Raw genomic sequence first — 26,826 nt, 5'->3', positions numbered from 1 at the left:
GGAAGGTGACGATTCATGACAAGCCACGATAATATGCAAACTGCAGAACAAAATATGAATCCACAGCGTGGTAAAATGATTGCTGTTTGCAGTGCAAAAGGCGGGATTGGTCGTACCACACTAACTGTAAATTTAGCGGTAGCACTAAGGAAGAAAAATGTTTCGGTTTCTGTATTGGATGGGGATTTTCAATTTGGCGATGTAAACTTAGCGATGGATTTAAAATTTTCTCTTACTGTTAAAGAAGTTTTAGAAGGAATCGGATCTATTGATGAGCATAGCCTCAGCAATTATTTGGCCGTTCATAGCAGTGGAGTGAACGTCCTGTCTGCACCAGAAAGGCCGGAATTTGCGGACTTGGTTACAAATGAAGCAGCCAATAAAATAGTAGATCTTCTTTTAACTGGTCATGATTATGTTGTGGTGGATACACCAGTGGGCTTAAATGAACAATCCATACGTTTTATTGAAAAGGCGGATCAAATCTTGGTGGTAACAAACTTGGAAATGGCATCATTAAAAAACACCAAGCTTTTCTTAGAAACGCTCGACATCCTTGGTCTTAAAGACAGGGTAAGAATCATTATAAATAGAGCAAATATGGAAAGTGTTATAAATGCAGAAGATGCAGCAAAAATATTGGCTGCAGAAAACCCAATATATATTCCTAATGACTTTCAGATTTGTTCGCAATCCATTAATCTTGGTGTTCCGTTTGTAATCAAACATGCGAAATCTGATGTCGCAAAAGGCGTATTTAAGATGGCAGAGTCGTTATCAAGCGTAAATAGCGTAATTACTCAGAAAACGAAAAAAAGTCATCCAATATCCAAATGGTTTTCTAAGAAACGATCGTAAGGGGGTTGATTGAATGGGTCTATTAAATCGAATCCAAGAAAAGAACAACAATCAATTCGTTAAAGAACCAAAATTAATAGATATTACGCTTGAAAGTCCGACGCCTTCACCAATGTTAGAGGTTAGACAAGTCTTTAAGGAGCAAAAATCCAAAGAGACGAAGAAAGAAAGTAAAAAAGAGAACGTAAAGGTTCGTCAACTAGACAAAAACCAGGAGCTAAAGAATGTTCTCCATAAAAAGATATTACATGAGTTAAAAGAACAGGAAATTGAAGAAATCATTCCACAACTAGATGGTATGGCTGTAGAAATTATTAAAGATGACGAGGATTTCCGTGGTCAGATTGATAGAAAAAAAGTGGTTAGTGAACTAATCAATGATTTAACTGGATTTGGTCCTATAAATCCACTTCTTTTGGATGAGGACGTTTCCGAGGTAATGGTAAATGGGCCTAATCAAGTGTATTGTGAGCGGAAAGGGAAGCTAGTTCTAACACCGGTACAATTTCGTGATAATGAACATGTGATGAGTGTAATCGAAAAAATTGTTGCTCCACTCGGTCGAAGAATTGATGAAAGCTCACCAATGGTGGATGCCAGACTTCCAGATGGCTCTCGTGTAAATGCCATCATTCCCCCTTTAGCTTTAAATGGACCAACGATTACGATTCGTAAGTTCTCAAAGGACCCTTACCAGATTGAAGACTTAATCAACTTCGGAACAGTTACAGAGGAAATGGCAATTTTCCTTGATGCATGCGTAAAAGCAAGGCTAAATATTTTTGTAAGTGGTGGAACAGGTTCAGGTAAAACAACGACACTCAATGTCTTGTCCAATTTTATTCCCGATGATGAAAGAATCGTCACAATTGAGGATGCAGCCGAAATTCAACTAGGACAAGAGCATGTGGTATCATTAGAATCCCGTCCGCCTAATATTGAAGGAAAAGGCTCAATCTCCATTCGTGACCTTGTTAGGAACTCATTAAGGATGAGGCCTGACAGAGTCATTATTGGTGAGGTTCGTGGTGGAGAGGCCCTAGATATGCTCCAAGCCATGAATACGGGTCATGATGGGTCACTAGCTACAGGACACTCAAATAGCCCAAGGGATATGATTTCCAGACTTGAAACAATGGTTCTATTAGCTGGTGTGGACCTGCCTGTTAAAGCAATTAGGGAACAAATAGCAGGTGCTATTGACGTTATAATCCAACAATCTCGTTTAAAAGATGGCTCGAGAAAAATTACTAACATAACAGAAGTACAAGGAATGGAAGGCGATATCATTGTCCTTCAAGATATTTTTACCTTTCAACAAGAAGGCTTGAACCCTGAAGGAAAAATCATTGGAAGGCTTGTTCCAACGGGTGTTAGACCGAAATTTTATGAGAAGCTGGAGGCTTCTGGTATTCATATTCCAGCTTCAGTGTTTATCGATCATCATGAGGAGTGGCGAAAATGATATCCCTGCTCATACTCTTCTTTTTATTAACATCCATTTTATTCTTTTGGTTGATACTCAGATTGTTTTTTCGCTCAGAAAATACATTGCAAATTCGAATGCAGCATTACTTATCTATTGAGGAAGAAAAGGTAAGTCAGAAGAAAGTGGAAGGTAAACAAATATCTTTTATTCAAATAATAAAAGAAAGAGTTCAAAAGAAAGTTCTTTCCAAGGAAAAAAACAATCGGCTTGAAATAAAAATAGCTCAAGCTGGGCTGCCGTTAAAACCAGAAGAATACATCCTCTTTCAATGGATTTTAACAATTCTTATTGGTGGGCTTTTTTACTTGGTAATGGATAATTGGATATTTCTCCCCTTTGGCAGTGTAATAGGTTTCTTAATGCCCAAATGGTATCTAAAAAAGAAACAGCGGGAAAGAGTAACAAAGTTCAATGAAGGTCTTGCAGATATGATTACCACGATTGTAGGTAGTTTGAGGGCAGGCTTTAGCTTCCCGCAAGCTTTAAAGTCGGTGGCAGAAGAAGCTTCTTCCCCAATTAAGGAAGAAATGGATTATGTACTAAAGGAAATGCAATATGGTAAAGGCATTGAAGATGCACTCAATGATCTAAACGAACGAATGCCGAGTGAGGACTTAGATTTAATGATCCAGGCGATTTTGATTCAACGTCAGGTTGGCGGCAATCTAGCCACTGTGCTCGATAAGATTATTGAAACCATTCGCGATCGCACTAAAATACAAAGACAAATTACAACGCTTACAGCACAAGGGAAATTATCTGGTTATGTTATTGCATTATTACCAGTTATTCTAGGATTTCTTCTTTACTTAATCCAGCCGGATTATATTGGTGGGCTTTTTCGTCATCCAATTGGCTTAGCTATGGTAGGTGCAGGGGTCATTTCAGGTATTATCGGGTTTATTTTAATTAAAAAAATCACTACTATAGAGGTGTAGGAGATGATTTACCTATTAGTATTTTTAACTGTTACCTTAGGTATCTATGGTATTTTTCTGCTAAGAACGGAGAAAAAAGTTTCGGTTCAGGAACGATTAAATTTCTTTATTTTAAATAATGAACAAGAAAAGAAACCTGAGATAAATGAAGAAAAACATCAATCCTTTTATAAACGATTTATCATGCCAATATTTGTGGAATTTAAAAAGAGTTTTAAAAAGAGAATGCCAGGGGAGAAGGAAGCCAAGATTGACAAGAAGGTCCAAATGGCAGGTAGTCCCTTTGGTATGACGGCTGTTGACTTCCGATTAATTCAGATGATTTCCATTGTTGTCCTTCCACTTATCTTTTTTGGTTATGGTGCTCTATTAGACGCTGGAAAAGGTATAGTTATAGTCTTTATTCTTTTTGGAATCCTTATTGGCTTTTTTGCCCCCCATTTCTATTTAAAGCAGAAAACGAAGGCTAGGAACCATATGGCATTAAGAGAATTTCCAGATATTTTAGATCTATTGACGGTTAGTCTTGAAGCAGGGCTTGGATTTGATGCCGCGATAACCAAAGTGGTTGCAAAAAAGGAAGGTCCTCTCGCTATGGAGTTACACCGATGTTTGGAGGAAATTCGTCTCGGTAAAACGCGGAGAGAGGCATTGACAGGAATCAAAGAGAGACTGAATGTTGATGAAATAAAATCATTTATTGGAAGTGTTTTGCAGGCGGAAAAGCTTGGAATAGGAATGGTCCAAGTGTTGAGAGTCATTGCCAATGAAGTCAGGGAACAAAGAAAGCAACGAGCAGAAGAAACAGCCATGAAAGCGCCAATTAAAATGCTTTTTCCATTAGTCCTTTTCATTTTTCCTAGTCTTTTCATCGTTCTGCTGGGACCAGCGGTGATTCAATTTATCGAAACCTTTAAAAATAGTTAAAAGCACCCTTCGCCAAGGGTGCTTTTAATTTGTTAGACTGTTCTGTTTATTCTATTATTATAGTTGTAATGAATTCATTTTGAGGTGATAATTATGAGATTTGTAACAGTTCATCAAGGTAAAGAAAACTTTGTTGGGGTAGTAGATGCTGAGAATAAAAAGGTCTTATTATTAAATCCAACAGAGGAGGCAAGGACGGGTAATAACATATTTCCTGCTTCTATGCAAGAATGTATTGCACTAGGTGACACTTTTATTGATCAAGTTCAAAACTTGCTGGATTGGGTAGAAACTATTGGGAAAACTGAAACCTATTATCTTCCTATTGAAGAAGTCAACTTGCTAGCTCCCATTCCAAGGCCAACCAAGAATATCTTTTGTGTAGGTAAGAATTACGTTGAGCATGCTCTTGAATTGGGAAGTGCTGAGGATATCCCAGAACATGTAATGGTCTTTACGAAGGCACCTACAACTGTTACCGGGCCGGGTACCGTTGTTTTAAATCATCAGTCTGTAACAAAACAACTTGATTATGAAGGGGAACTAGCAGTCATTATTGGGAAAAAGGGAAGCGGAATCAAAAAGGAAGAGGCGCTTGATTATGTTTTTGGTTATACCATTATTAATGATGTGACTGCTAGAGACCTTCAAGCTAAGCATAAGCAATTTTTCATAGGGAAGAGTTTAGATACCACCTGTCCAATGGGACCATGGATTGTGCATAAAAGCTTAATTGAAAATCCTAACCACCTACACATTGAAACAAAAGTAAATGGAGAAGTAAGACAAAGTTCTAATACCGAGAAGTTTATTTTTCAAATTGAAGATATAATCTCTGTACTATCAGCAGGTATAACACTTGAACCAGGCGATATTATCGCAACAGGAACTCCAGCCGGGGTAGGGAAAGGATTTAACCCTTCTAGATTTCTAAAGCCGGGAGATCAAATTGAAATCTTTGTAGAAAGCATCGGAACATTAACGAATACGATTGAAGAATAAAGCTATCAAAGTTTGTTACTATTTAGACATACTAATCTTCGTATTTTTATATTGCCTATGGTATGATAGTCTCTAATAACACTCTTAAGGAGGCCATTAAATGATTCACGGTCATATTACAGCATGGGTTTTAGCTCTAATTTTATTTTTTGTTGCACTTTCCCTACATAAAAGTGGAAAAGAAAAAGGCTTAAAAATTGTCCAAATGATTTTACGAGTATTATACATACTTATTATTGCTTCAGGTATAGGACTTCTTTTCATGGTTAATAAAATTGATGTCTGGTATATTTTGAAAGCAGTCGCGGGACTTTGGGTGATTGGATTATTTGAAATGATTCTTGGACGTGCGAAAAACAACAGAAATACATCCGTTTTTTGGATCCAGTTTGTTGTTGCCTTCCTACTAGTTTTATACCTAGGCTTTGTAAAACTGCCTATGTCATTTTTACATCCATAAAAAGAGAAGGGGACAGTCCCCCAGCGCTTTAGCGCAGTGGGGGACTGTCCCCTTTAAATAAAGAGAGGAGAGAGACTGGATGATAGTAAAGGTTTTTGCTAATCTCCGACAAATATGTGGTGGGGTAACTGTTGAGGTGTTGCCTGATGGGGATCGAGTCATAGATGTTTTGGATAAGATGGTCGAAATGTTCCCAGAGTTACAGGATGAACTATTTACTTCTGAGAAAACACTCCTTCCGTTCGTTCATGTATATGTGAATGGCAGAAATATCATCCATCTTGATGACCTTCAGACGAAGGTAGATGAAAAGGATCAATTTGCTCTCTTTCCGCCCGTTGCAGGTGGTTAATATGGAAATGAAAGACTTAGAGTTTCGTGGAATTAACCGGAAACACCTTGGCATGTATTTTGAAGAACTTGGAGCCACTCTAGTAACTGACACATTTCCATACACTTATAAAGCAGACGAATGGAGTGGGCAAATTTTAGCCGAAGAAGAAATTGCGCTCACTTCTGTATTTAAAGTCAATTCAGTCCACATTCGTTTTATTGCAAATAACGAAAATGAACTTGAAGAGCTTATTAAAAATTATCGCTATAAAACCACTAGAATTGGTGGTTAAAAAAAGAGGAAGACTCGAATTAAACTGGAGTCTTCCTCTTTTTAATTGCTAGATTGTTTGTGTGACTTCAGGTCCAATAATCCCTAATTCACGAAGCTTTTCTTCTGTTGCGATGCCATCTTTCCAGCCGCGGACTTGATAATATTCTTCAAGCATGATATCCATACGGCTTACATGTCCGGCACTATTACCCGATGCTGGTTCTTCTGTAAAGCGTTTTGGAAGGAAATCATCTTCACGCTTATTAAACCCTGCTAGGTTATTATAATAGCGCTCAAGGTTGTAAATTCTTTCTCCAGCCTTCATGACATCCTCAGCTGTCAAAGAAACGCCAGTCATAGTACTATACTGCTCAGCATAATGCTCTGCATTTTCAGAGAATGATGAGAACTTACAGATGTTCATAGAATCAGAGAATGCAAGCATATCTTGGAATATCTTTAATAGTTCACCTTTACCTTCTGGTTTTAGGCGGTCAGTTGGTTCTGGAATCCCGGCAATTTCACTTGCTACAGTATAGCCGCGTAGGTGGCAGGCACCACGGTTACTAGTTGCATATCCTAATCCAATCCCTTGAATACCGCGTGGGTCATAGGCAGGGATAGATTGGCCCTTAACAGACATAGAAAGTTCAGGAGCCCCCCAAGATGCAGTAGCGCGTGCAGGACCTTCGGCAAGAATACCGCCAAATCCTTCACGGAAAGCAATTTTCTTCGTTAAATCGATCATGGAATCAGCATCTCCCCAGATTAACTCTTCGGAAATGATGCCTTTCTCGAAAGCTTCCATAGTAACAGAGAAACAATGGCCAAGCTCAATGGTATCGAGGCCATACTCGTTACAACGGTCGATCATATATGAAATTGCTTCAGCATCACTTAATAGACAGTTAGAGCCAAGTGACCAAGCAGATTCAAATTCAATACTCTCTACGCGTGTCTTATACTTACCATCTTTCACTTCTACCTCAATTTTACAGCCAACTGGGCAGGCATGGCATGTATTGTTTGCGACACGTAAATGTGTGTTTACATATTCACCACTGTGTTTTTCTGCTTCATCCCAATGTGTTAATTGAGAGTTCTTGGTTGGAAGTGCTCCTACCTCATTAATAAGGTTAGTTAATACGTTGGTTCCGTAAACAGAAAGACCGCCCTTATTAGGTGCAGTTAAACCGCCATCTAGAATCGCTTTTACAGCTTTTTTGTTTGCTTCTTTGTACTCACTGTCTAATTTAGGCTGTGGCATATTACCTTTTTGTGCGGCTTTAATGACAATAGCCTTTAATTTTTTATAGCCTGCAACAGCTGCTGTACCACCACGTCCTGCTGCACGGTCATGTTCATTAATAAATGAAGCAAAGCGAACAGTGTTTTCACCCGCTTGACCAATGGTCATTACACTAAGGTCATCTTCACCATACTGATCTTTCATTGCTTTAATAAATTCTCTTGTACTTGTTCCCCATAAATTAGAAGCATCGAGAAGCTCAGCTTTTCCATCTTCAATATAGAGGTATACTGGTTTATCGCTTTTACCTGAGAAGATAAGATTATCGACTCCTGCCCACTTCAAACGTGCAGCAGTCCATCCGCCGATATGTGAATCTGTTACTGTTCCTGTAAGTGGAGATTTCGTAACAACACAAAGTCGTCCACTCATGGAAGAGCGTGAACCAGTCACAGGGCCAGTCATAAAACATAAGATGTTCTCCTCTGAAAGCGGTTCCACTTCAGGACCGTTATCAAGTACATACTTAACACCTAGGCCACGACCACCTATGTACTTAATCGCATCTTCTTCGTTGATGGGTCTGTAATCAACTGTTCCACTGGTTAAGTCAACTAACACTTCTTTGTTCTTAAAACCACCTAGATTCAAAGTTTTTCCCCCTCTTTCATGTAAATAAAATTATTTACTAATCTCTTATAATATTAGATAGTAAGATAAGAGATTCCTCCAAAATTTAGATATATATCCAATTTTATTATAACTTCATTTAAGTTTTTTTAAAATTAAAATTTTTACAATGGTGCAGAGAAAATAATTTGGTAAGATAATAGTAAAAAGTTAATAGGAAATGAGGAATATTATGAGTGATTTAGAACGGTATTCCAGACAAATTCTTTTTAAAGAAATTGGTGAAGCGGGACAATTAAAACTGTTAAAGAGTCGAGTAGCTATTGTAGGTGTGGGTGCACTAGGCACTGTGATTGCCAATCATCTAGTTCGGTCAGGTGTTGGCTACATTAGGCTAATAGATAGAGACCTTGTTGAACTTTCGAATTTGCAGAGGCAAACTCTATTTGATGAAGAGGATGCGAAACTAAATTTACCAAAAGCAGCCGCAGCAAAAACTAGACTAAATAAAATAAATTCAACGGTCACAGTGGAAGCGGTCATTACCGATATAAATCTTGATAATGCCGAAGAATTATTAGATGGATTTGATGTCATTGTGGACGGAACGGATAATTTTAACACTCGCTTTTTAATTAATGATGTATCAATTAAGTACGGAATTCCCTGGGTCCATGGGGGGGCTGTAAGCTCAAGAGGAATGTTTACGGTCATTAAACCAGGGAAGACACCTTGTTATCGATGTCTTTTCCCGCATGTTCCAACCGCTACAGGTGAAACCTGTGATACAGTTGGTGTGTTGTCTCCGTTAACAGATATCATTGGTTCTTTTCAGGCGATGGAAACAATGAAACTATTAGTAGGAGCGAAAACCACCCCTAATTTAGAGCAAATCGACATCTGGGATTTAACATCTATGCAAATGGATATATCCAACGGAAGAAACCCTGCTTGCCCATGTTGTGTTAAAGGACAATTTGATTTTCTTGATCGAACTTCAGAACATCAGGTGGCCTACACAACGCTTTGTGGCCGAGATACCGTTCAAATTAATCCAAGGGATAAGCGTGAGCTGGAATTAAAAAAAGTAGCCGAGCATCTTAGTAGAAGTGGTAAAGTGTCTGGTAACGACTTTTTACTTCGATTTTCACCGGCGGAAGACATGTCAATTGTGATTTTTAAAGATGGACGTGTCCTCATACATGGAACAAATGATATCGTCAAAGCTAAATTGGTGTACGCCAAATACATTGGCAGTTAATCCATTATTTAGGTGGAAAAAGTAAAAAGGCCGGAATCCCTTAACGGGTCCGGTTGATAAGTAGAAAATGTTAATTAGCAATTAAAAAAGAGGTGTATTTCGCATCTCTTTTGTTTGTTCATTAACATAGTTCTTAACAAGATAATTGGTACATACTTTTGTCCATAGTGAAATGGCTCTATTAATTTTCATTGTTGATTTTTGAGTAAAAGAAAAAAGACTGCTTTATTGCAGTCTTTGATTGTTTCTTAAGGAAATAACGTTTAATAAGCCAGTTCAAATTTTATTGCTTAAAGTGCCTCCCAATAATGTTTATTATTTAAGTTTTTAACACACCATTGATAATGACCATCTTCGCAATTATGAGAATAAAAATTGGCAGAAATAAAGCTATATATTAGAACATAGAAATATAATCTTTTTCTAACACCTTCACCTAATGTTGAAATAATTATGTTTAGATATCTCTCATATATATTTGCATTTAACTCATTATACATATCAAAACATACCCATCCTATTGCAATATCAAATAAATTGTCACCGTACATTGTCATCAATCCAAAATCGATTAATCCTGTAACCTTCCCGCTCTTATTAACCATTAAATTTCCAGGATAAAAATCTCCGTGAATTAAAGAATATTCACCTTCGTAACCCAATGATAAGATATCTACTAATTGATTAACTTTTACATCGTAATTCACGACATCTTTTTTGAAATAAAACTCTAGTTCGATTTGTTTCCTAAAAATTATTTCTTTCAATAATTCAAACCAACTTTTTATTTTTTGTAAAGAAATCTGATTATCATTGAATAGAGTGAAACCTTCAAGTTTAGATTTTACTTTTACAGATTTCAACTCAATATTTGCATTAAGATATGTTTCCATCATTTTATTTTGTTCGTTGAAATTCATCTCTGAGAGCATACTTTGCATATTACTACCCTCAATTCGTTTTTCAATAGTTACTAAAATGCCGTTTTCCTCAAAGGTATCGTAAATATAAGGAAGCTCATAGCTCAAAGAACTTGCATTAATCTTAGAATAGAAACCCTTTAGGATATTTTGCTTATTAGTATCGGACATATCATTATACAATTTCAATACTTTATTATTGTCATAAGCATAAACCTCAGCTTCCATACCCGAACCTAAAAAATCTGACTTAGATACATTAAATTTATCCAATATTATTGATGTAGCATTAACTTTTATCATCTAACACCTCAAAATTTTCTTATTTGCTTAATGTACTAAGACATCTTCGTATTGGCTGCCAATCATTCCTTTTTTTCGAACGTTGTTCAAGGAATAAGTCATCTTATTATTTCTAAAATTTCGCAAGTTCTTGTGATGGGAACTCTACTTAATAATAACTTTACAAATAAGGGGAGAATATCACAAATAAAAGAAGTCCAATTCAAATGCGAATTAGACTTCTTTTTGAATTACTATTTTAATTTTTCTACCTCTGAACCGAACCCGTTAGGAATCCTCCACGCCTTTTTACTATGAGATAATTTTTTCAATGATTAATCGTTTTCCGGTATTTAAGGTGAATTCAAACCGATCATTAACCTTTTCATAGTAGCAAAAATGATGCTGCACATTACAAATTTGTTCTTGATTGTCAAAAACCATAAAGTTCACACCATCTTTCCGGTGTTCATCCGACAAGAAAGATAAATGGTTATAACAATAAATACAATCGTAAATAGAAAAGTTCAATGAGTTTAATGTAGTGATAAACTGAAAAAAGGCATCATCATTAACTCCATCCAATAGCCTTTCAAGGGAATACACTAAATGCTTTCTTATTCTTATTAAATCGTGGTCACGAAATAAAATAACTTCCTTCCCACAATGGATTTTCCCTGGCTCATTTAAAATCCCTTTCCTCCAACGGTTGAGGCGAAAAATCTCTATTTCTTGATGAATAAAATCTTCTAACATTGTGGCTTCATCTGTTTCCTCGTCGAAAAAGATCCATTGATTATTAATTTGTTCCACTGTTCCTTCGTTAAAGGCTCGATGCTGGATATCGTATAGCTTTAGTCGTTGTTGTCGATTCATCATTAACCTCCATGCCATTTACGTTCATTCTTCTTTGTAGACATCTTTGTGTCTTTTTATAACCTGTTTATTTCAAAAAAATTTTTAACCTTGTTAGCTAATCTCACAGGAATAAGCCCAGGGAGTAATGGTTTCATATAGTCTTGATAAATGGCTTTCCTGAGAAGAGCCCTTCCGTTTTTGTAGGACAATTAACCAATAAACATGGGCTGAATACAATGAAACATGTAATCAAGGTTAATAATCTGAAAGTAGGGAAGTGAAATAAATGTGCGGAATCTCGGGGTGGATAGATTTTGACAAAGCAATTAAGAACGAAACCGAAACCCTCAAGAAAATGGTCAATACCTTAGAAAGAAGAGGACCTGATGAAACTAACATCTGGTATGATACGCATGTTGGATTTGGGCATAAACGATTAATTGTTGTCGACCCTGAGGGGGGAAGACAGCCAATGACGAAACAAAAGGACGGTTTTAATTACACCATTTGTTACAATGGGGAATTATACAATACTGAAGATATCCGCAAAATACTCCATACTAAAGGATATTCCTTTAAGGGTCATTCTGATACAGAAGTACTGTTAACAGCCTATATAGAATGGGCAGAAGAGTGCGTAAATTATTTAAATGGGATATACGCCTTTGCCGTTTGGGACTTAAAAAGGGAACTATTGTTTATTGGACGAGATCGTTTAGGGGTAAAACCGTTATTCTATAAAGAGCATAAAAAAGGATTTGTTTTTTCCTCAGAGATTAAGGCGCTACTCGCCCATCCTGAAATTAAAACAGAAATTGACCACGAGGGACTGGCAGAGGTCTTTGGTGCAGGACCGTCAAGATCACCAGGATCGGGTATATTTAAAGGTATTAAAGAGTTGAGACCTGCACATGCTTTAACCTTTTCCAAGAATGGATTAAAAATATGGCGTTATTGGAATGTAAAAAGTGCAGAACATAAGGAAAATGCAGAGGAAACCGCGGAAAAAGTCCGTTATTTGGTTACCGATGCCGTCACAAGACAATTAGTATCAGATGTGCCGCTGTGCACCTTTTTATCAGGCGGTCTTGATTCAAGTATTATCACCGCTATTGCTGCAAAGGGATTCGAAGATCAAGGAAAAGGGCAGCTTCATACTTATTCAATTGATTATGAGGGAAATGACCAATATTTCTCTTCGAATGAATTCCAGCCGGAAGCGGATGGGAAATTCATTCAAATGATGACCAATCATTTTGGAACCAGGCATAATAATAAGACAATTACTCAAGCACAATTAGTAAATGATTTATTAGAAGCGACTCACGTGAAAGACCTTCCGGGAATGGCAGACGTCGACTCCTCATTACTTTGGTTCTGTAAAGAAATCAAAAAAGATTTTGTCGTAAGTTTATCAGGAGAATGTGCGGACGAAATTTTTGGGGGGTACCCATGGTTCCATCGTCAACAGGACTTAGAGCGGCCGGGCTTTCCATGGATGCGTTCTGTCCATGAGCGGCAAGCATTACTACAGCCTGAGTGGCAGAAAAGACTAAGGTTAGATGAATATTGCTTGGAGCAATATAAACAGGCGATTGCTGAAACACCTAAACTAGATGGAGAAAGTTTAGAAGAATCAAAGAGAAGAGAATTATTTTATATTAATATGACTTGGTTTATGACAACACTCCTTGATCGAAAAGACCGGATGAGTATGGGGGCTAGTCTGGAGGTTAGGGTTCCTTTTGCTGACCATCGCCTTGTCGAGTATGTTTGGAATATCCCTTGGGATTTAAAAATGTATCGCGGTAGGGAAAAAGGAATTCTCAGAAAAGCATTTGAAGGTATTATTCCTGAGGAGGTCCTTTACCGAAAGAAAAGTCCTTACCCAAAAACACACAATCCTGAATATACAATGGCCATTCAGAAATGGATGGAAAAAATCCTCCAAGATAAATCTTCTGTTCTACATGAATTCTTCCAAAAAGACCAGTTAGAGGGGATTGTCAGTTCGGGGGGGAAATCCTTTCAGGAGCCATGGTTTGGTCAGTTGATGACAGGTCCACAATTATTGGCCTACCTTGTGCAGCTTCATACATGGTTTAAAGATTATAATATTAACATAGTAAATTAACTTTACATTTGGAATATATAGCATGTTGGATTAAAATAGTGTAGGGAAGAGGAGATCCTCTTCCCTTTTATAGGGAGGTTAGGTATAAATATATGAAAAAAACGATACTCATGTTCATTACTTTCTTATTATTTTCTTCGTTACCTGCACAGGCAGCGGTAAAAAAAGAAAACAGATTATGGCAGGATGAATCATTTTATTCCATAATGATTGATCGATTCAACAATGGAGATATAACCAATGATGTAGATGTAAATGCAAAAAACCCGTTAGCCTACCATGGCGGTGATTTTCAAGGAATTATTAATCGTCTAGATTACATACATGATATGGGGTTTACAGCCATACGTTTAACCCCTATCTTTGATAATACGAAAAATGGGTACCATGGTTACTCAGTAACTGACTATTATAAAACGGACGAGCACTTTGGTACTATAAAGAAATTTCAGGAGCTTGTAAAAGAAGCACATAAGCGGAAAATGAAAGTAGTCATTGATTTTGTTACAACCAACGAAGCTACAAACCATTCCGTGGACGAGGCCTACCTAATTGATGCCGCAAAATGGTGGATCAAGAAGACCGATATTGATGGATTTAGTTTACCAGAAGTGAACCAAACAAAATTAAGTTTTTGGAAGGATTTTTCAAAACAAATCAAAGACACGAACAAGAATTTTTTCTTGCTTGGCGTTCTTTCTAAAAATACTACAGCTGACCCCAAGGAATACGAGCAAGCTGGAATTGACAGTCTATTAGATTACTCTCATCTTGAAAATATAAGAAAAGCGTTTGCCACTACTGATGAATCCATCAGCCAACTTAACGCTGATACTGACAAAGGACAACCATCCTTCCTACGAGCATCATTTATGGACAATGAGTATACAACACGGTTTACTAATGACATTGTTGAAAAGCGACAGTTTCCTGGTTCACGTTGGAAAACAGCATTGACTTATTTATACACTACGCCAGGAATCCCCGTAATTTATTATGGGACAGAGATTGCCCTAATTGGTGGGGAAATTCCGGATAACCGTAGGCAGATGAATTTTCGAGCGGATAAGGACCTTATTGATTATATAACGAAAATAGGTGAGTTAAGGAATCAGCTCCCCTCATTAACAAGAGGCAGTATGGACATGCTTTATGAGAAAAAGGGGATGCTCGTCTATAAACGAACGTATAAAGGCGAAACGTCTGTAGTGGCAATTAATAATACAAGGAAATCACAAAAAGTCATTTTATCGAAGGATCAAGTGGAAAGCGGTAAAGAACTTAGGGGTTTACTTGGCGGGGACATTGTCCGAAGCCGAGATAATCAATACATCCTTATTCTTGACCGGGATAACTCAGAGGTTTATGTGTTAACTGAAAAGAGTGGAGCCAATATTCCGCTGATTGTTTCCATGATTATTGTATATATTCTTGTATCCATTTTCCTTTTCTTCATCATAAAAAGAAGAAAAACAAAAAAAGTAGAGTAAACGCATTGGGGCACAATCCCAATGCGTTTTCTTATAATTATCCATTTACTACTTTTCCACCATTTACATGAATCATTTGGCCACTTACAAAGGAAGAATCATCTGAGGCTAGGAATACATAACTCGGTGCCAGTTCAAAGGGTTGTCCAGCTCTCTCCATCAAGGTATTAGAGCCGAAAGTGGCAACTTGGTCAGCAGGGAAGGTAGATGGAATGAGCGGTGTCCATATCGGTCCAGGGGCAACTCCATTTACACGTATTCCTTGGGGGGCTAGTGATTTAGCCAAGGAACGAGTAAAGGATACAATGGCCCCTTTGGTCGCCGAATAATCCAATAATTGTTCATTTCCCTCGTAGGCAGTGATTGATGCTGTATTGATGATGGAGGCTCCTTTTTTTAGATAAGGTAGGGCCATTTTTGTCATATAAAAGCAGGAAAAAATATTAGTCCGAAAAGTTTTTTCGAGTTGGGCCGCCGTAATATTTAGTAAGCTTTGCTGTGGATGCTGTTCGGCTGCGTTGTTCACCAAAATATCGAGTTTACCAAATTGCTCTATGGTTTGATTAACAATCCCTTTACAATGACCTTCTTCCCCAATATCGCCAGAGAAAAGGAGACAACGGCGTCCCTCTGCCTCAATCAGCTGCTTTGTTTCTTCTGCGTCCTGATGTTCATTTAAGTAAGCTATTGCAACATCTGCGCCTTCTTTAGCAAAATAAATAGCCACTGCTTTTCCAATGCCGCTGTCTGCGCCAGTAATAATCGCAGTTTTACCTGCTAATTTTCCTCCTGCTTTATAATTTGAATCGACAAACTTTGGTCGTGGATCCATTTCACTTTCTATTCCTGGTTGATGGTTCTGATGTTGTGGGGGAAAGGTCTGTTTTTGTTGATTTGGTTTATTACTCATTCGTATTACCTCCATGATAGATTTATCTTGTTATTCTTTGGACTAATAGAGAAATTATGAACCAAAAATAAAAAAGACGAGAAGGATGGGATCCTTTTCGTCTTATATACACTACTTATGACCGAGTTAAACCTCAGTGTTATATTCACTATCTATAGTTAATAAATTGTACATCTACAGTAAGATCTGCTTCACGTACCAAGGAAATGATTTTTTGTAAATCATCACGGTTTTTTCCAGTGACACGTACTTGGTCGTCCTGAACCTGACTTTTTACTTTTACACCACTGTTTTTAATGATCGTATTAATTTTTTTGGCATTCTCTTTATCGATTCCTTGAACAAGCTTGGCTCTTTGACGAACGGTCCCACCCGATGCCTTTTCTATTTTTCCATAGTCAAGGTTTCTAACGGGGATCCCTCGTTTAATCAACTTTCCAAGTAATACATCCTTTAATTGATCCATTTTATATTCGTCATCAGAAATAAGAACAAGTTCTTCCTTTTCTAGTTTGACCTCACTCTTACTTCCTTTGAAGTCATAGCGTGTACCAATTTCTTTCATTGTTAGGGTTATTGCATTAGTGACTTCAGAAAAATCAACTTTGGATACAATATCAAATGAGCTATCTTTAGACATAAACAAACCTCCATGTATTTTATTGTATGTAGAAACAATACCTGCTAGAGTTTCCCTTTATGGGTACATTATAGTAAAATATAGCAGTTCAAACAACTTTATAAAAAGGCTGTGTTTAAGAACAGTGTTGATTTTTATACCCTGTTGATTGGAGCGGAAGGCTCGAAGACTCCTGTGGGAGTACGGTTCAGGGGAGACCCCGCAGGCGCAAGCGCCGAGGAGGCTCGCCGAAACGCCCACGGAAAGCGAAGAGCCTGGAGCGGAAATCAACAAGCAATTTTAACTGAGCCTATAAAAAAAGCAGCATGAACTACCAAACGTAAATGAAATTAAAACGCTTCGAAGGAAAGGAACGTTAATATGTCAATAAATGAACTAATTGGCCAAACAACCACCTTAACTGTTGCAAGAAAAGCAACATTTGGCTATTTTTTAACTGATGGAAATGAAGATGTATTATTGCATATAAATCAAGCTAAACAGGAATTAGAAGAAGGTGATGAAGTAGAAGTTTTTTTATATGTGGATTCAGAAGGCCGAGTCTCTGCTTCAACCACCATACCAGATATAGCTGTCGGCCGCTATGGTTGGGTTAAGGTAACCGACACGAACCCGAGAATTGGTGTCTTTTTAAATATTGGACTTCCAAAGGACCTTTTGCTTGGTATAGATGATCTGCCTGTTCATAAGTCTGTCTGGCCAACAGTTGGCGATTTAGTTTATATCACAGTAAAACAAAGCAGCAATAATCTCCTCTATGCAAAACTTGCCAGTGATCAGGTTATTGAATCTATTTCTGTAAAAGCAACCAGAGAGAATTTCAATAAAAATGTTCAGGGGCACATATACCGGACAGCTAAGGTTGGCAGCTGGATTTATACGTTAGAAGGCTTTAAAGGATTTATTCATGAATCACAAAGACCACAAGAGCCTCGGTTAGGCGAAAAAGTAGAGGGGCGGATCATCGATGTGAAGGAAGATGGAACGGTGAATGTGTCCTTACTTGCGAGGAAAGAAGAATCTCAGGATACCGATGCAGACCGAATTTACGAATACCTTCTCAGCAGAAACGGAGCTATGCCTTATAATGATAAAAGTACGCCTGAGGATATACAAGACCGTTTTAACTTAAGCAAGGGTGCCTTTAAACGGGGACTCGGAAAACTAATGAAAGACGGAAAGGTATATCAAGAAGGTAGCTGGACGTATGTAAAAAAAGATTAACTCAGATTACATACTCTATTTCGTAATGACAGACAATAATGACTGACAAAGGAATTACGAAAGGAGTAATTAAATGCCACACACATCTGACAATGATAAAAAAGCAAAAGATAATAATGCCTTGAGACATGAGAAAAATATGATGCGCGAAAAAAATCGTCAGGCAGGTAAAAATCAATATTCTAAAAAGACAGACCATAAATAATTAAAAAACCAGAGCAGAAAATTGCTCTGGTTTTTTAATTATTTATGGTAGTTGGTTTAAAAAGAAAATAGATATGGTTCCTGCACCTGTATGAGCACCAATAGCTGAACCAATGTTAGAGATATAAACCTCTTTTGGATGAAACTCTTCCTCAATCATTGTTCGCATCTCTTGAGCCAATTCCTCATTATCCGCATGACTAATGCCAATTGTCTGTTCCCCCATATTGGCGCCACGTTCATTCATGATTTCAATAATACGGCGTAGTACCTTCTTTTTACCTCTAATTTTTTCAATCGGAACGAGCTTTCCATCTTCAACATTTAAAATCGGTTTAATATTTAATAGTCCGCCAAGGAAGGCAGATGCCTTCGATACACGGCCGCCCTTTGCTAAATAATCTAAATCCTCAACGGTGAAGAGATGTTCCATATGCTTACTTCTAAAAGTCACTTCGTTTAAAATGTCCTGTTTGCTCGTATTGTTCATCGCAAGCATGGCTGCTTCTTTAACAATTAGTCCAACACCAAGAGAAGCACATTTTGTATCAACGATCGTTAAATTAAAGTTTGGATATTTTTCCTTCACTTGGTCAAGAATCATAACAGCGGTTGAATAAGTTCCTGATAGCTCAGAAGAGAAGGCTATGTATATTCCATCTTCATTTTTTTCAGCCATTTGTGTGAAGACTTCTTCAAACAAAAGGGGAGAGGTCTGAGATGTTTTAGGCGTAGAACCATTTCTGATGGCGTCATAGACCGTTTTCGGATCAATATTTTTAACATCTTCGTATTCTTCTCCATTTAGATGGACCTTTAATGGGAGAAGTGTGACATTGTTTTCTTCATAAAAACTTTTAGGTAAATCGCATGCGCTATCTGCTAGTATTTTTACCTGCATGAAGCTCACCTGCTTTCAAGCGTTATTTTAGTTTCAGTTTATCGGTTTCGCCTAAAAAATACAATTATGTAATTTTAGAAGGGTTGACAAACAAAAGAATAAAGGGGGACTATCATTGCTTTGGCAAGAATCAAAAAAAATAGTTATTGTAATTGCGGGTGCGTTATTAAATGCACTGGCAATGAATTTATTTCTCATTCCGGCTAATGTTTATTCAAGCGGATTTACAGGAATCGCCCAATTACTTTCTAAGGTGCTAAGTGATTATACACCTATTCAACTATCCATGGGTATTTTATTGCTTTTATTAAATATCCCAGTAGCCATTCTAGGCTGGAGAAAAGTAGGAAAATCATTTACCGTTTACAGCTTTTTAAGTGTGTTAATGTCCTCCTTTTTTTTAACCATCGTACCGATCAAACAAGTATCCCAAGATATTTTACTTAACGCCGTATTTGGTGGCGTTATTTTAGCTGTAGGTGTGGGGATTACTTTAAAGTGGGGAGCATCAACAGGTGGTGTGGATATCATCGCAATGGTTTTATCGAGAATGAAGGATAAGCCGGTTGGTCCGTACATGTTTGTCTTAAATGGGATAATCATTGTAACTGCGGGCTTCCTGTTTGGGTGGGAAAAAGCACTTTATACACTAGTTACTTTATATACCTCAACAAGAGTCATTGATGCCATTCATACCAGACACGCGAAGCTCACGGCGATGGTTATAACGAAAAAAGCAGACGAACTGAAAAAGGCCATCCACGGTTCACTAGTTAGAGGAATCACAATGATCCCAGCAAAAGGAGCGTTTTCAAATGAACCAAGGGACCTGCTAATGATCGTCATTACTCGCTATGAGCTTTATGATTTAGAACGAATAATTAAGGAAGTAGATCCAAATGCATTTACAAATATCATCCAGACTACAGGAGTATATGGTTTTTTTCGGAGAGAATAAAGGAAAAAGGAGACCAACATGCGAATACTACTTTGTGTTATTACATTACTTTTCCCAACTTTTCAAAAAACAGTTACAAACGGGGTGAACGAACTGGATTATCGTTTTTATGTCATTCCGACTGCGGGGTCAGAAAGGGTAGATTTCGAAATAGTCGTAGAAAACACTGGAGAGGTTCCACTTCACTTTGAATTTCCAACTTCTCAATTGGTTGAAATAACGATTACGGACCAATCAGGGAAGGAGGTTTATGTCTATTCAAAAGGACGATATTTTTTGCAGGCATTTCAGACGGTTAGTATAGAACCACATCAATCCTTTAGACGAGTAGAAAAATGGAATTATCAATTTAAGGGGAGCAGGGTTTCGCCTGGTGAGTATACGGTTCATACCACTTTCCGTCCTATAAGGATAAATGACCAACCCATCACAAATCGAACCAAGTTAACCAATAGTCAAAAATTCTATGTTCCAGAAGAAAACAATGTCTTCCGAGAGGTAAAGGTGTCAGGCACCAAAGGAAATTATAGTGTCACTGGTGAGGCAAATGTAAGTAACCGTAAATTATATTATTCACTTGAAGATGGTCATACGGAATTTATCCCTGAAACAAAGCTTTTAGTTTCCTCTGATAAGGGGGAGTGGAGACCATTTAAGCTAGAGGTCCATCTTCCGAATGAAAAGCTTCCTACTAATGGTTCCTTGATGTTAAACCTTTATGAAAAGAGCCGGGACGGAAAAATCACTCATACCTATCCTGCGATACTTGAACAATTTCATCATGAAAAAAGCAGAGGCACCGAATAAAGGTGCCTCTGCTTTTTGTGCAGCTATCTGATCTGTTCAAGCTCTTGTTGCATTTGTTGGAGCTGTGCCTGCTCTGCTACCGTCGAGTTTGCATAAGCAGAACTTAGAGCATTCTTTGCTTTTGCTACAGCAGAATCATACTCAGCTGGGTTGGCAGATTTCGCCATTTCAACAAATCTCCGTGCTTCCTGGAACAATTGGTTTCCCATGTTATATTCCTCCAAGCGAGGATTCATGCACATTGGCCATTTTCTGAGCTTCTGCTTCAGCGTAGGTCATGTGATAAGGGATACGTTCATCATGCTTGCTGACTGTATCCACTCCTTGCTGGACAAAGCGTTTTGATTTGTTACGTTTACCCATTCGAATCCCTCCAATATGCTCAAGCTTTGATTGAAACAGCACCGCTGCCTCAAAAATAGTATGCTCCAATAGGAGGTTGTTCATTTAGGAAAACAATGGTGTTAAAAAATTATAATTTTAAATTTAACAAGTCTGCCAAATATTGTCCGACTCCATCTTCTTCGTTGCTAAGGGTGACATCGTTGGCAATGTTTTTTACTTGGTCGATGGCATTACCCATTGCAATACCACGACCGGCATATTCAAGCATTTCAAGATCGTTATCCTCGTCACCGAAAGCAATGATTCTTTCTGCAGGAATGCCAAAGTACTCTGAAGCCTTCTTCAGCCCCACTGCCTTATTTAATCCGATTTTAATGATTTCGATAACATGCCATGGCGCGGCCCAACTGCGGTGATCAATCACTTCTGCATGAACATCGGATAAGTGCTGTCTAATCGTTTTTAACTGATCTTCTTCTGTATGGATTAACATACTGGTAGGGGAATCTTGTAAGTACTCAGCAAGGTCACCAGTAGTTATCTTTGGATTACCGAAGCTAAAAATGTCTAAAAGCTTTTCATCATGATAGTGAAAATAAACGTCATCGATTACTTCTGCAATGATGTTATGGAAATGGAAGCTTCTGCAAGCTTCAACAATGTCTTTTGCAACCTTAACATCAAGTGGTTCATGATAAAATCCCCAATTAGGATTCCGAGGATGATGCATAAACGCTCCATTAAAATTAACAATGGGCGTGTCCAAATTTAACTCACGATAATACATTTCACTTGAACGAAAAGGGCGGCCAGTTGCAATCATAACGACATGACCTTCATCCCTTGCTTTATTTAAAATTTCCTTCGTTTTTAAAGAGATGGTTTTATCATCTTTTAGTAATGTTCCATCTAAATCTAATGCGATTAAATGTCTCTCTGCCATATGGACTCCTTTATAATATGAATTCTCAAATAAATGCATACTTTTAGTAAAAAAATGAACTGCATGATACACTACATTTAATGAGTTTCAAAACATTGGACTGTTATTTCTATATTTACTATGTTAACAATTATATATCCAACCTGTAAAAAATTTCACACCAAGATTGGATAAAAACCGATATACTTTTTATATAAAAGTAAATACTGTAATAAATCGTACCATTTAAAGGAGCGGAAGGAAATGAATGAGGATTTAAGAGAAAATATTATGGGTGCACTGGAGTTAGTCATTGACCCAGAACTAGGTGTAGACATTGTTAATTTAGGATTAGTATATAAAACAGAAATGGATGATGAAGGAAAGGTCACTATTGATATGACATTAACTTCAATGGGCTGCCCTTTGGCTGGAACAATTGTTGATCAAGTAAAAAGAGCACTTGCAGATATTCCTGAAGTCAAGGATGTAGAAGTAAATATTGTTTGGAATCCGCCTTGGAATAAAGAAATGATGTCACGCTATGCGAAAATTGCCTTAGGCATTCGCTAAATATAAGTGGTAATTTAAAATAATATAACCTTTAAAAGCAGTGGAGTTCCATCCACTGGTAGGCTATCGAAATACTTTCGATAGCCTTTTTATTTTCTTTAATTTTCAGAAGGTAGGGGAACTTCGGACAGAGTAGGCGGAAAAAACAGAAACATTGTCAGAAGGCAACCCAACTTCGGACAGAGTACGAAGAAAAAAGCGAAACATTGTCAAAAGGCAGGGGAACTTCGGACAGAGTAGGCAGAAAAAACAGAAATATTGTCAGAAGGCAACTCAACTTCGGACAGTGTACGAAGAAAAAAGCGAAACATTGTCAAAAGGCAGGGGAACTTCGGACAGAGTTGGCAGAAAAAACAGAAACATTGTCAGAAGGTAACCCAACTTCAGACAGTGTACGAAGAAAAAAGCGAAACATTGTCAGCAGGCAGGGGAACTTCAACAATTTAGGCGGAACTCCTTTCTAGACAATCTGGCAGTGGAATTCCACCCACTGTTTTTTCTTTTAGCATTATAAGAAAGCATAAAACTCGACTTTGAGAATTGTCCAGCTCCAGCGACTAGCTCCTCGGGTCAAATGTTCTTCTGCAATAAAAGTCAAAGAGCGACTTTTTTTGCAGAAGAACATTTGCCTGTCGGGGCTGATCAAGGCGCTTGCGCTTTTCTTTGTATTCACAAAACGTCCATATATATCGTTCAGTCTGTGAGTAAGTTCACTTTTTTCGCCTATAAACACCTTTATAATACAGAGTATTAAGGCTGTTTGAGTTGAAATAGCCGTTTTTAGGGGGCGTTTCATATGGCTTTTAGCCGAGATTTTAATAAAGATCCATTTATCGTTATTTGGGAACTTACACGTGCATGTCAGTTAAAGTGTTTGCACTGTCGTGCCGAAGCACAATATAGAAGAGATCCTCGTGAGCTTTCCTTTGAGGAAGGCAAACAGTTAATAGATCAGATATATGAAATGAATAATCCGATGCTCGTTTTTACGGGGGGAGATCCCTTAATGAGGGAGGATGTTTTTGATATTGCTAAATATGCAGTGGAAAAAGGCGTACGTGTCTCAATGACGCCTAGTGCTACTCCTAACGTGACGAAAGAAGCCATTGAAAAAGCAAAAGATGTCGGACTATCTCGCTGGGCATTTAGTATTGATGGGCCAACAGCAGAGGTACATGATCATTTCCGTGGAACGGCTGGGTCATTCGATCTTACAATGGAAAGAATTAAATATCTTCATGAGTTGGAGATCCCTATCCAAATCAATACCGTAATATCTCGCTATAATATAAATTATCTTGATGAAATGGCAAAAATGGTTGAAGATCTCAACTGTGTATTATGGAGTGTCTTTTTCCTAGTACCAACAGGAAGAGGACAAGAATCAGATATGATCTCTCCCGTTGAACATGAAGAAGTGTTCAGATGGCTTTATGATTTAAGTAAACGTGTTTCTTTTGATATAAAAACAACAGCAGCACAGCATTATCGTCGAGTGGTTATTCAGCAAAAGATGCGTGAGGCTAAGGAACAAACAGCAGAGATAGATTATCTAAGTGCATTAACAGAGCAGGGATTAACAGGCTCAATCGATGGTTTAGGTCGAGCACCAAAAGGCGTAAATGATGGAAATGGATTTGTTTTCATATCGCATATTGGGGATGTTTACCCGAGTGGACTTTTACCAGTTAAGGCAGGGAATGTAAGGGAGCAGCCATTAGAAGAAATTTACCGTGAGTCACCTATTTTCAAATCACTACGGAATCCTGATCTTTATAAAGGAAAATGTGGGGTCTGTGAATTCCGCCATGTATGTGGAGGTTCAAGGTCAAGAGCATATGCTATGACGGGTGATTATCTTGAAAGTGAACCGTTCTGTGTTTATATTCCAAAAGCACTACGGGAAAAACAGGTCCAAAAATAATCAAGATAAAAAAGAAGAGGCTGACCTTAAAAGTCAGCCTCTTCCAAAACAGCTATTCAATATTGCAATAAACGGCAGAACAATTTTCGCAACCGATCTCGTCTTTTAAAAATTGAAGATCTAAAATAGATATTTTACCTCGTTTTATAGAAATAATTTTATCTTTCTTTAAGTCACTGAGGATCCGATTGGTACTTTCTCGAGAAGTCCCACAGAAATTGGCGAGCTCTTGATTAGTTAGAGGCAGGTCAATTAAAATTTCATTATCTTTTTGAATACCGTAGCTATTAGTCATTCGAATTAAAGTAGAAAAAAGCGCGCCGCGTTTTCCATTTAACACAAGGTCACGAAATTTTGTTTGTGTTTTTCGGAAATGATCGCTCATCCATTTCATGAATTCAAAAGCAAGCTTACTATTTTGAAAAATTTCACTTTCAATCACATCTTTTTTAATGGCTACAATTTCTCCTTCTTCGAGTACCTTTGCACTTAATAAGTATCTGGGATTATCTGTAAAGAGTGTCAATTCACCACAAATATCATTTGCACCGCAAATTCTTAAAGATAGTTCACGTCCATCTGATGTTATTTTGCTGATTTGAACTTTTCCAGAAATGATAATGTAAAGTTCCTCTGCTTTCATCCCTTCCTGAAATAAGAAGCTTCCTCTTTCACTTCTAAATTTCCGGTCAGCAAATCGAAGTAATTCTTTTATCTCTATGGAATGAGTGGGTTTCATTGGCGTTGTCATTGTCATCCGTTTCACCTCAAGTAACATATTTTATACCTGTCATTTTTTATTAAGGATTCATTAGTATCATTCTATCCCATGATTGAGCAATAAATCGGGGTAAACAATGACAATATAGTGAAAACTCACGCAGTTTTTTTATGTAAGGTAAGAAAGGCTTATATTTCCAAAAACAATCATTTCTTCATCAATAAACATCTGTTAAGATAAGAATTATATTAAAAGTATATTTATAGTGAATAAAGTAACAGCTTTCAAACCAAAAGACTGCTACACTTATAAGTAAATTGCTTCCTTAAATGGAGTTGATACCGAATGGAAAAAACCATTATAAAAGATAAATTTAACAGGCCATTACGTGATTTAAGAATATCAGTCATTGATCGTTGTAATTTTCGTTGTCAATACTGTATGCCAGCAGATCAATTTGGGCCCGATTTTGAATTTCTTCCGAAGACCGCTTTGCTAACCTATGAAGAAATTGAACGTCTTGCAAAGATTTTTGTAAGTTTAGGTGTTGAAAAAATTCGTTTAACAGGTGGAGAACCACTATTACGAAGAGATATGCCAAAACTTGTTGAAAAGTTATCAGCCATTGAAGGCTTAAGTGACATTGGGTTAACGACAAACGGTGTCCTGCTTCCAAAATTAGCAATGGACTTAAAAAAAGCAGGTCTAAAAAGAGTAAATGTTAGTCTTGATACCTTGAATGATGAGTTGTTCGGCGAAATAAATGGACGAGGTGTTGGGACAGGACCTGTTTTAGAAGGTATTGAAGCAGCTAAGCAAGCAGGTCTAGGTGTCAAAATCAACATGGTAGTAAAAAAAGGTTTAAACGATTCAGAGATCATACCAATGGCAGAATACTGCAAAAACAATGGATTGGAATTACGTTATATTGAGTTTATGGATGTTGGCTCTACAAATGGGTGGAAAATGGACGACGTTGTTACCAAGAAGGAAATGTACTATTTACTAAAAGAGCATTTTGAGCTAGAGCCAATTGACCCCGCATATTTTGGGGAAGTAGCCAAGCTTTATCGTTATAAGGATGCGGACGTTAACGTAGGATTCATTACCTCCGTTTCTGAATCATTTTGTTCCAGCTGCACACGTTCACGACTTTCAGCAAATGGTCAAATATTTACCTGTTTATTCAATGGGAATGGTCATGATATCCGTAATTTCATGCGTAATGGCGCTAGTGATGAAGAAATCCGTAATAGAGTAACCGCTATTTGGAATGGGCGGGAAGATCGATATTCGGATGAAAGAACGGAAGAGACAACGAAAAACCGCAAAAAAATTGAGATGTCCTATATTGGGGGATAATCTCCCAATTGTATTAAATAATAGGCTGTGTTAATGAACATGATTGATTTTTATACACTGTTGATTGGAGTGGAAGGCTCGAAGACTCCTGTGGGAGTACGGTTCAGGGGAGACCCCGCAGGCGTGAGCGCCGAGGAGGCTCGCCGAAACGCCCACGGAAAGCGAAGAGCCTGGAGCGGAAATCAACAGACAAGTTTAACAAAGCCAAATAATAAAAAACTCTCTTAGCA

At 37.7% G+C, this 26,826-nt stretch carries 28 protein-coding genes; 18 read left to right on the top strand and 10 right to left on the bottom strand.

Translation table 11 applies throughout. The features are described from left to right. Positions 1-15: 15 nt before the first annotated feature. The 8 genes from AC3A54_RS09090 to AC3A54_RS09055 all read left to right on the top strand — a co-directional run bounded on the left by AC3A54_RS09090 (position 16) and on the right by AC3A54_RS09055 (position 6,300). Positions 16-858 carry a CpaE/TadZ family protein gene (locus AC3A54_RS09090; RefSeq protein ID WP_487654205.1) on the top strand — a complete coding sequence of 281 codons (843 nt, stop codon included), beginning with the start codon at positions 16-18 and terminating at the stop codon, positions 856-858. Positions 859-871: 13 nt separating this feature from the next. Then, complete coding sequence (locus AC3A54_RS09085) at positions 872-2,323, top strand: TadA family conjugal transfer-associated ATPase (RefSeq protein ID WP_487654204.1); 1,452 nt, start codon at positions 872-874, stop codon at positions 2,321-2,323. Further along, positions 2,320-3,285, top strand: a complete 966-nt coding sequence (locus tag AC3A54_RS09080; protein WP_487654203.1) for a type II secretion system F family protein — start codon at positions 2,320-2,322, stop codon at positions 3,283-3,285. Before AC3A54_RS09085 ends, AC3A54_RS09080 begins: the two co-directional genes overlap by 4 nt. A gap of 3 nt (positions 3,286-3,288) precedes the next feature. Continuing rightward, positions 3,289-4,212 carry a type II secretion system F family protein gene (locus AC3A54_RS09075; RefSeq protein WP_335547941.1) on the top strand — a complete coding sequence of 308 codons (924 nt, stop codon included), beginning with the start codon at positions 3,289-3,291 and terminating at the stop codon, positions 4,210-4,212. Positions 4,213-4,305: 93 nt separating this feature from the next. Continuing rightward, positions 4,306-5,214, top strand: a complete 909-nt coding sequence (locus AC3A54_RS09070; protein WP_487654202.1) for a fumarylacetoacetate hydrolase family protein — start codon at positions 4,306-4,308, stop codon at positions 5,212-5,214. A 100-nt stretch (positions 5,215-5,314) separates the two neighbouring features. Beyond that, positions 5,315-5,674, top strand: a complete 360-nt coding sequence (locus AC3A54_RS09065; protein ID WP_487654201.1) for a YisL family protein — start codon at positions 5,315-5,317, stop codon at positions 5,672-5,674. 79 nt (positions 5,675-5,753) lie between these two features. Continuing rightward, positions 5,754-6,026, top strand: coding sequence for a ubiquitin-like small modifier protein 1 (locus AC3A54_RS09060; RefSeq protein ID WP_308080577.1), 273 nt, complete (start codon positions 5,754-5,756; stop codon positions 6,024-6,026). A 1-nt stretch (position 6,027) separates the two neighbouring features. Then, positions 6,028-6,300: a MoaD-like domain-containing protein gene (locus AC3A54_RS09055; protein WP_487654200.1), complete on the top strand. Its 273-nt coding sequence runs from the start codon at positions 6,028-6,030 to the stop codon at positions 6,298-6,300. A 48-nt stretch (positions 6,301-6,348) separates the two neighbouring features. Here the strand turns inward: AC3A54_RS09055 and AC3A54_RS09050 are convergent, their stop codons facing one another. Next, positions 6,349-8,181 carry an aldehyde ferredoxin oxidoreductase family protein gene (locus AC3A54_RS09050; RefSeq protein WP_487654199.1) on the bottom strand — a complete coding sequence of 611 codons (1,833 nt, stop codon included), beginning with the start codon at positions 8,179-8,181 and terminating at the stop codon, positions 6,349-6,351. 211 nt (positions 8,182-8,392) lie between these two features. Here AC3A54_RS09050 and AC3A54_RS09045 point away from each other — a divergent pair, with 211 nt between their 5' ends. Continuing rightward, positions 8,393-9,421 carry a ThiF family adenylyltransferase gene (locus AC3A54_RS09045; RefSeq protein WP_487654198.1) on the top strand — a complete coding sequence of 343 codons (1,029 nt, stop codon included), beginning with the start codon at positions 8,393-8,395 and terminating at the stop codon, positions 9,419-9,421. A gap of 290 nt (positions 9,422-9,711) precedes the next feature. Here the strand turns inward: AC3A54_RS09045 and AC3A54_RS09040 are convergent, their stop codons facing one another. Continuing rightward, entirely contained in the window at positions 9,712-10,644 is a 933-nt protein-coding gene (locus AC3A54_RS09040) for an aminoglycoside phosphotransferase family protein (protein ID WP_487654197.1), read from the bottom strand. Positions 10,645-10,935: 291 nt separating this feature from the next. Continuing rightward, the gene (locus tag AC3A54_RS09035; RefSeq protein WP_308084230.1) at positions 10,936-11,499 is read right to left on the bottom strand and encodes a DUF2777 domain-containing protein; all 564 of its coding nucleotides are present in this window, start codon (positions 11,497-11,499) and stop codon (positions 10,936-10,938) included. A gap of 268 nt (positions 11,500-11,767) precedes the next feature. On the opposite strand from AC3A54_RS09035, the gene asnB reads away from it, so the two are divergent. Together asnB and AC3A54_RS09025 are read left to right on the top strand one after the other, a co-directional pair. Next, complete coding sequence (asnB, locus tag AC3A54_RS09030) at positions 11,768-13,615, top strand: asparagine synthase (glutamine-hydrolyzing) (RefSeq protein WP_487654196.1); 1,848 nt, start codon at positions 11,768-11,770, stop codon at positions 13,613-13,615. 92 nt (positions 13,616-13,707) lie between these two features. Then, positions 13,708-15,105: an alpha-amylase family glycosyl hydrolase gene (locus AC3A54_RS09025; RefSeq protein WP_487654195.1), complete on the top strand. Its 1,398-nt coding sequence runs from the start codon at positions 13,708-13,710 to the stop codon at positions 15,103-15,105. 37 nt (positions 15,106-15,142) lie between these two features. Here the strand turns inward: AC3A54_RS09025 and AC3A54_RS09020 are convergent, their stop codons facing one another. Continuing rightward, positions 15,143-16,015, bottom strand: coding sequence for an SDR family oxidoreductase (locus AC3A54_RS09020; RefSeq protein WP_487654194.1), 873 nt, complete (start codon positions 16,013-16,015; stop codon positions 15,143-15,145). 148 nt (positions 16,016-16,163) lie between these two features. Next, a complete protein-coding gene (locus AC3A54_RS09015) occupies positions 16,164-16,655 on the bottom strand; it encodes a YajQ family cyclic di-GMP-binding protein (protein ID WP_308080569.1) in 492 nt (163 codons plus the stop codon). Positions 16,656-17,015: 360 nt separating this feature from the next. Here AC3A54_RS09015 and AC3A54_RS09010 point away from each other — a divergent pair, with 360 nt between their 5' ends. Together AC3A54_RS09010 and AC3A54_RS09005 are read left to right on the top strand one after the other, a co-directional pair. After that, positions 17,016-17,879, top strand: a complete 864-nt coding sequence (locus AC3A54_RS09010) for a CvfB family protein (protein WP_335547924.1) — start codon at positions 17,016-17,018, stop codon at positions 17,877-17,879. Positions 17,880-17,952: 73 nt separating this feature from the next. Then, positions 17,953-18,084, top strand: coding sequence for a DUF3941 domain-containing protein (locus tag AC3A54_RS09005; protein WP_081825501.1), 132 nt, complete (start codon positions 17,953-17,955; stop codon positions 18,082-18,084). Positions 18,085-18,126: 42 nt separating this feature from the next. Here AC3A54_RS09005 and AC3A54_RS09000 read toward each other — a convergent pair whose 3' ends face one another. Further along, the gene (locus AC3A54_RS09000; RefSeq protein WP_487654193.1) at positions 18,127-18,984 is read right to left on the bottom strand and encodes a DegV family protein; all 858 of its coding nucleotides are present in this window, start codon (positions 18,982-18,984) and stop codon (positions 18,127-18,129) included. A gap of 115 nt (positions 18,985-19,099) precedes the next feature. On the opposite strand from AC3A54_RS09000, the gene AC3A54_RS08995 reads away from it, so the two are divergent. Then, a complete protein-coding gene (locus tag AC3A54_RS08995; protein ID WP_335548576.1) occupies positions 19,100-19,942 on the top strand; it encodes a YitT family protein in 843 nt (280 codons plus the stop codon). Between the two features lie 18 nt (positions 19,943-19,960). Further along, complete coding sequence (locus AC3A54_RS08990; protein ID WP_487654192.1) at positions 19,961-20,749, top strand: BsuPI-related putative proteinase inhibitor; 789 nt, start codon at positions 19,961-19,963, stop codon at positions 20,747-20,749. A gap of 23 nt (positions 20,750-20,772) precedes the next feature. Here the strand turns inward: AC3A54_RS08990 and AC3A54_RS08985 are convergent, their stop codons facing one another. The 3 genes from AC3A54_RS08985 to AC3A54_RS08975 form a co-directional block, all read right to left on the bottom strand. Next, positions 20,773-20,958, bottom strand: a complete 186-nt coding sequence (locus tag AC3A54_RS08985) for a DUF3813 domain-containing protein (protein ID WP_309865881.1) — start codon at positions 20,956-20,958, stop codon at positions 20,773-20,775. A 1-nt stretch (position 20,959) separates the two neighbouring features. Beyond that, on the bottom strand, positions 20,960-21,112 hold the full coding sequence (locus AC3A54_RS08980) for a hypothetical protein (RefSeq protein WP_307289495.1): 153 nt from the start codon (positions 21,110-21,112) through the stop codon (positions 20,960-20,962). Between the two features lie 109 nt (positions 21,113-21,221). After that, positions 21,222-22,037 carry a Cof-type HAD-IIB family hydrolase gene (locus AC3A54_RS08975; RefSeq protein WP_487654191.1) on the bottom strand — a complete coding sequence of 272 codons (816 nt, stop codon included), beginning with the start codon at positions 22,035-22,037 and terminating at the stop codon, positions 21,222-21,224. A 243-nt stretch (positions 22,038-22,280) separates the two neighbouring features. On the opposite strand from AC3A54_RS08975, the gene AC3A54_RS08970 reads away from it, so the two are divergent. Both AC3A54_RS08970 and AC3A54_RS08965 read left to right on the top strand, forming a co-directional pair. Further along, positions 22,281-22,589, top strand: a complete 309-nt coding sequence (locus AC3A54_RS08970) for a metal-sulfur cluster assembly factor (protein ID WP_308080561.1) — start codon at positions 22,281-22,283, stop codon at positions 22,587-22,589. Positions 22,590-23,385: 796 nt separating this feature from the next. After that, positions 23,386-24,513: a TIGR04053 family radical SAM/SPASM domain-containing protein gene (locus AC3A54_RS08965; protein ID WP_487654190.1), complete on the top strand. Its 1,128-nt coding sequence runs from the start codon at positions 23,386-23,388 to the stop codon at positions 24,511-24,513. A gap of 52 nt (positions 24,514-24,565) precedes the next feature. Here AC3A54_RS08965 and AC3A54_RS08960 read toward each other — a convergent pair whose 3' ends face one another. Further along, positions 24,566-25,264, bottom strand: coding sequence for a Crp/Fnr family transcriptional regulator (locus AC3A54_RS08960; RefSeq protein ID WP_487654328.1), 699 nt, complete (start codon positions 25,262-25,264; stop codon positions 24,566-24,568). Positions 25,265-25,579: 315 nt separating this feature from the next. Between AC3A54_RS08960 and moaA the strand changes: the two genes are divergently transcribed. Continuing rightward, entirely contained in the window at positions 25,580-26,596 is a 1,017-nt protein-coding gene (gene moaA, locus AC3A54_RS08955) for a GTP 3',8-cyclase MoaA (RefSeq protein ID WP_487654189.1), read from the top strand. The last annotated feature ends 230 nt before the right edge of the window (positions 26,597-26,826 follow it).

Source organism: Neobacillus sp. Soil_C_43, from assembly GCF_057656715.1.
Note: the sequence above shows the minus strand (reverse complement) of the source record. Positions and strands in the feature narration are given on the sequence as shown.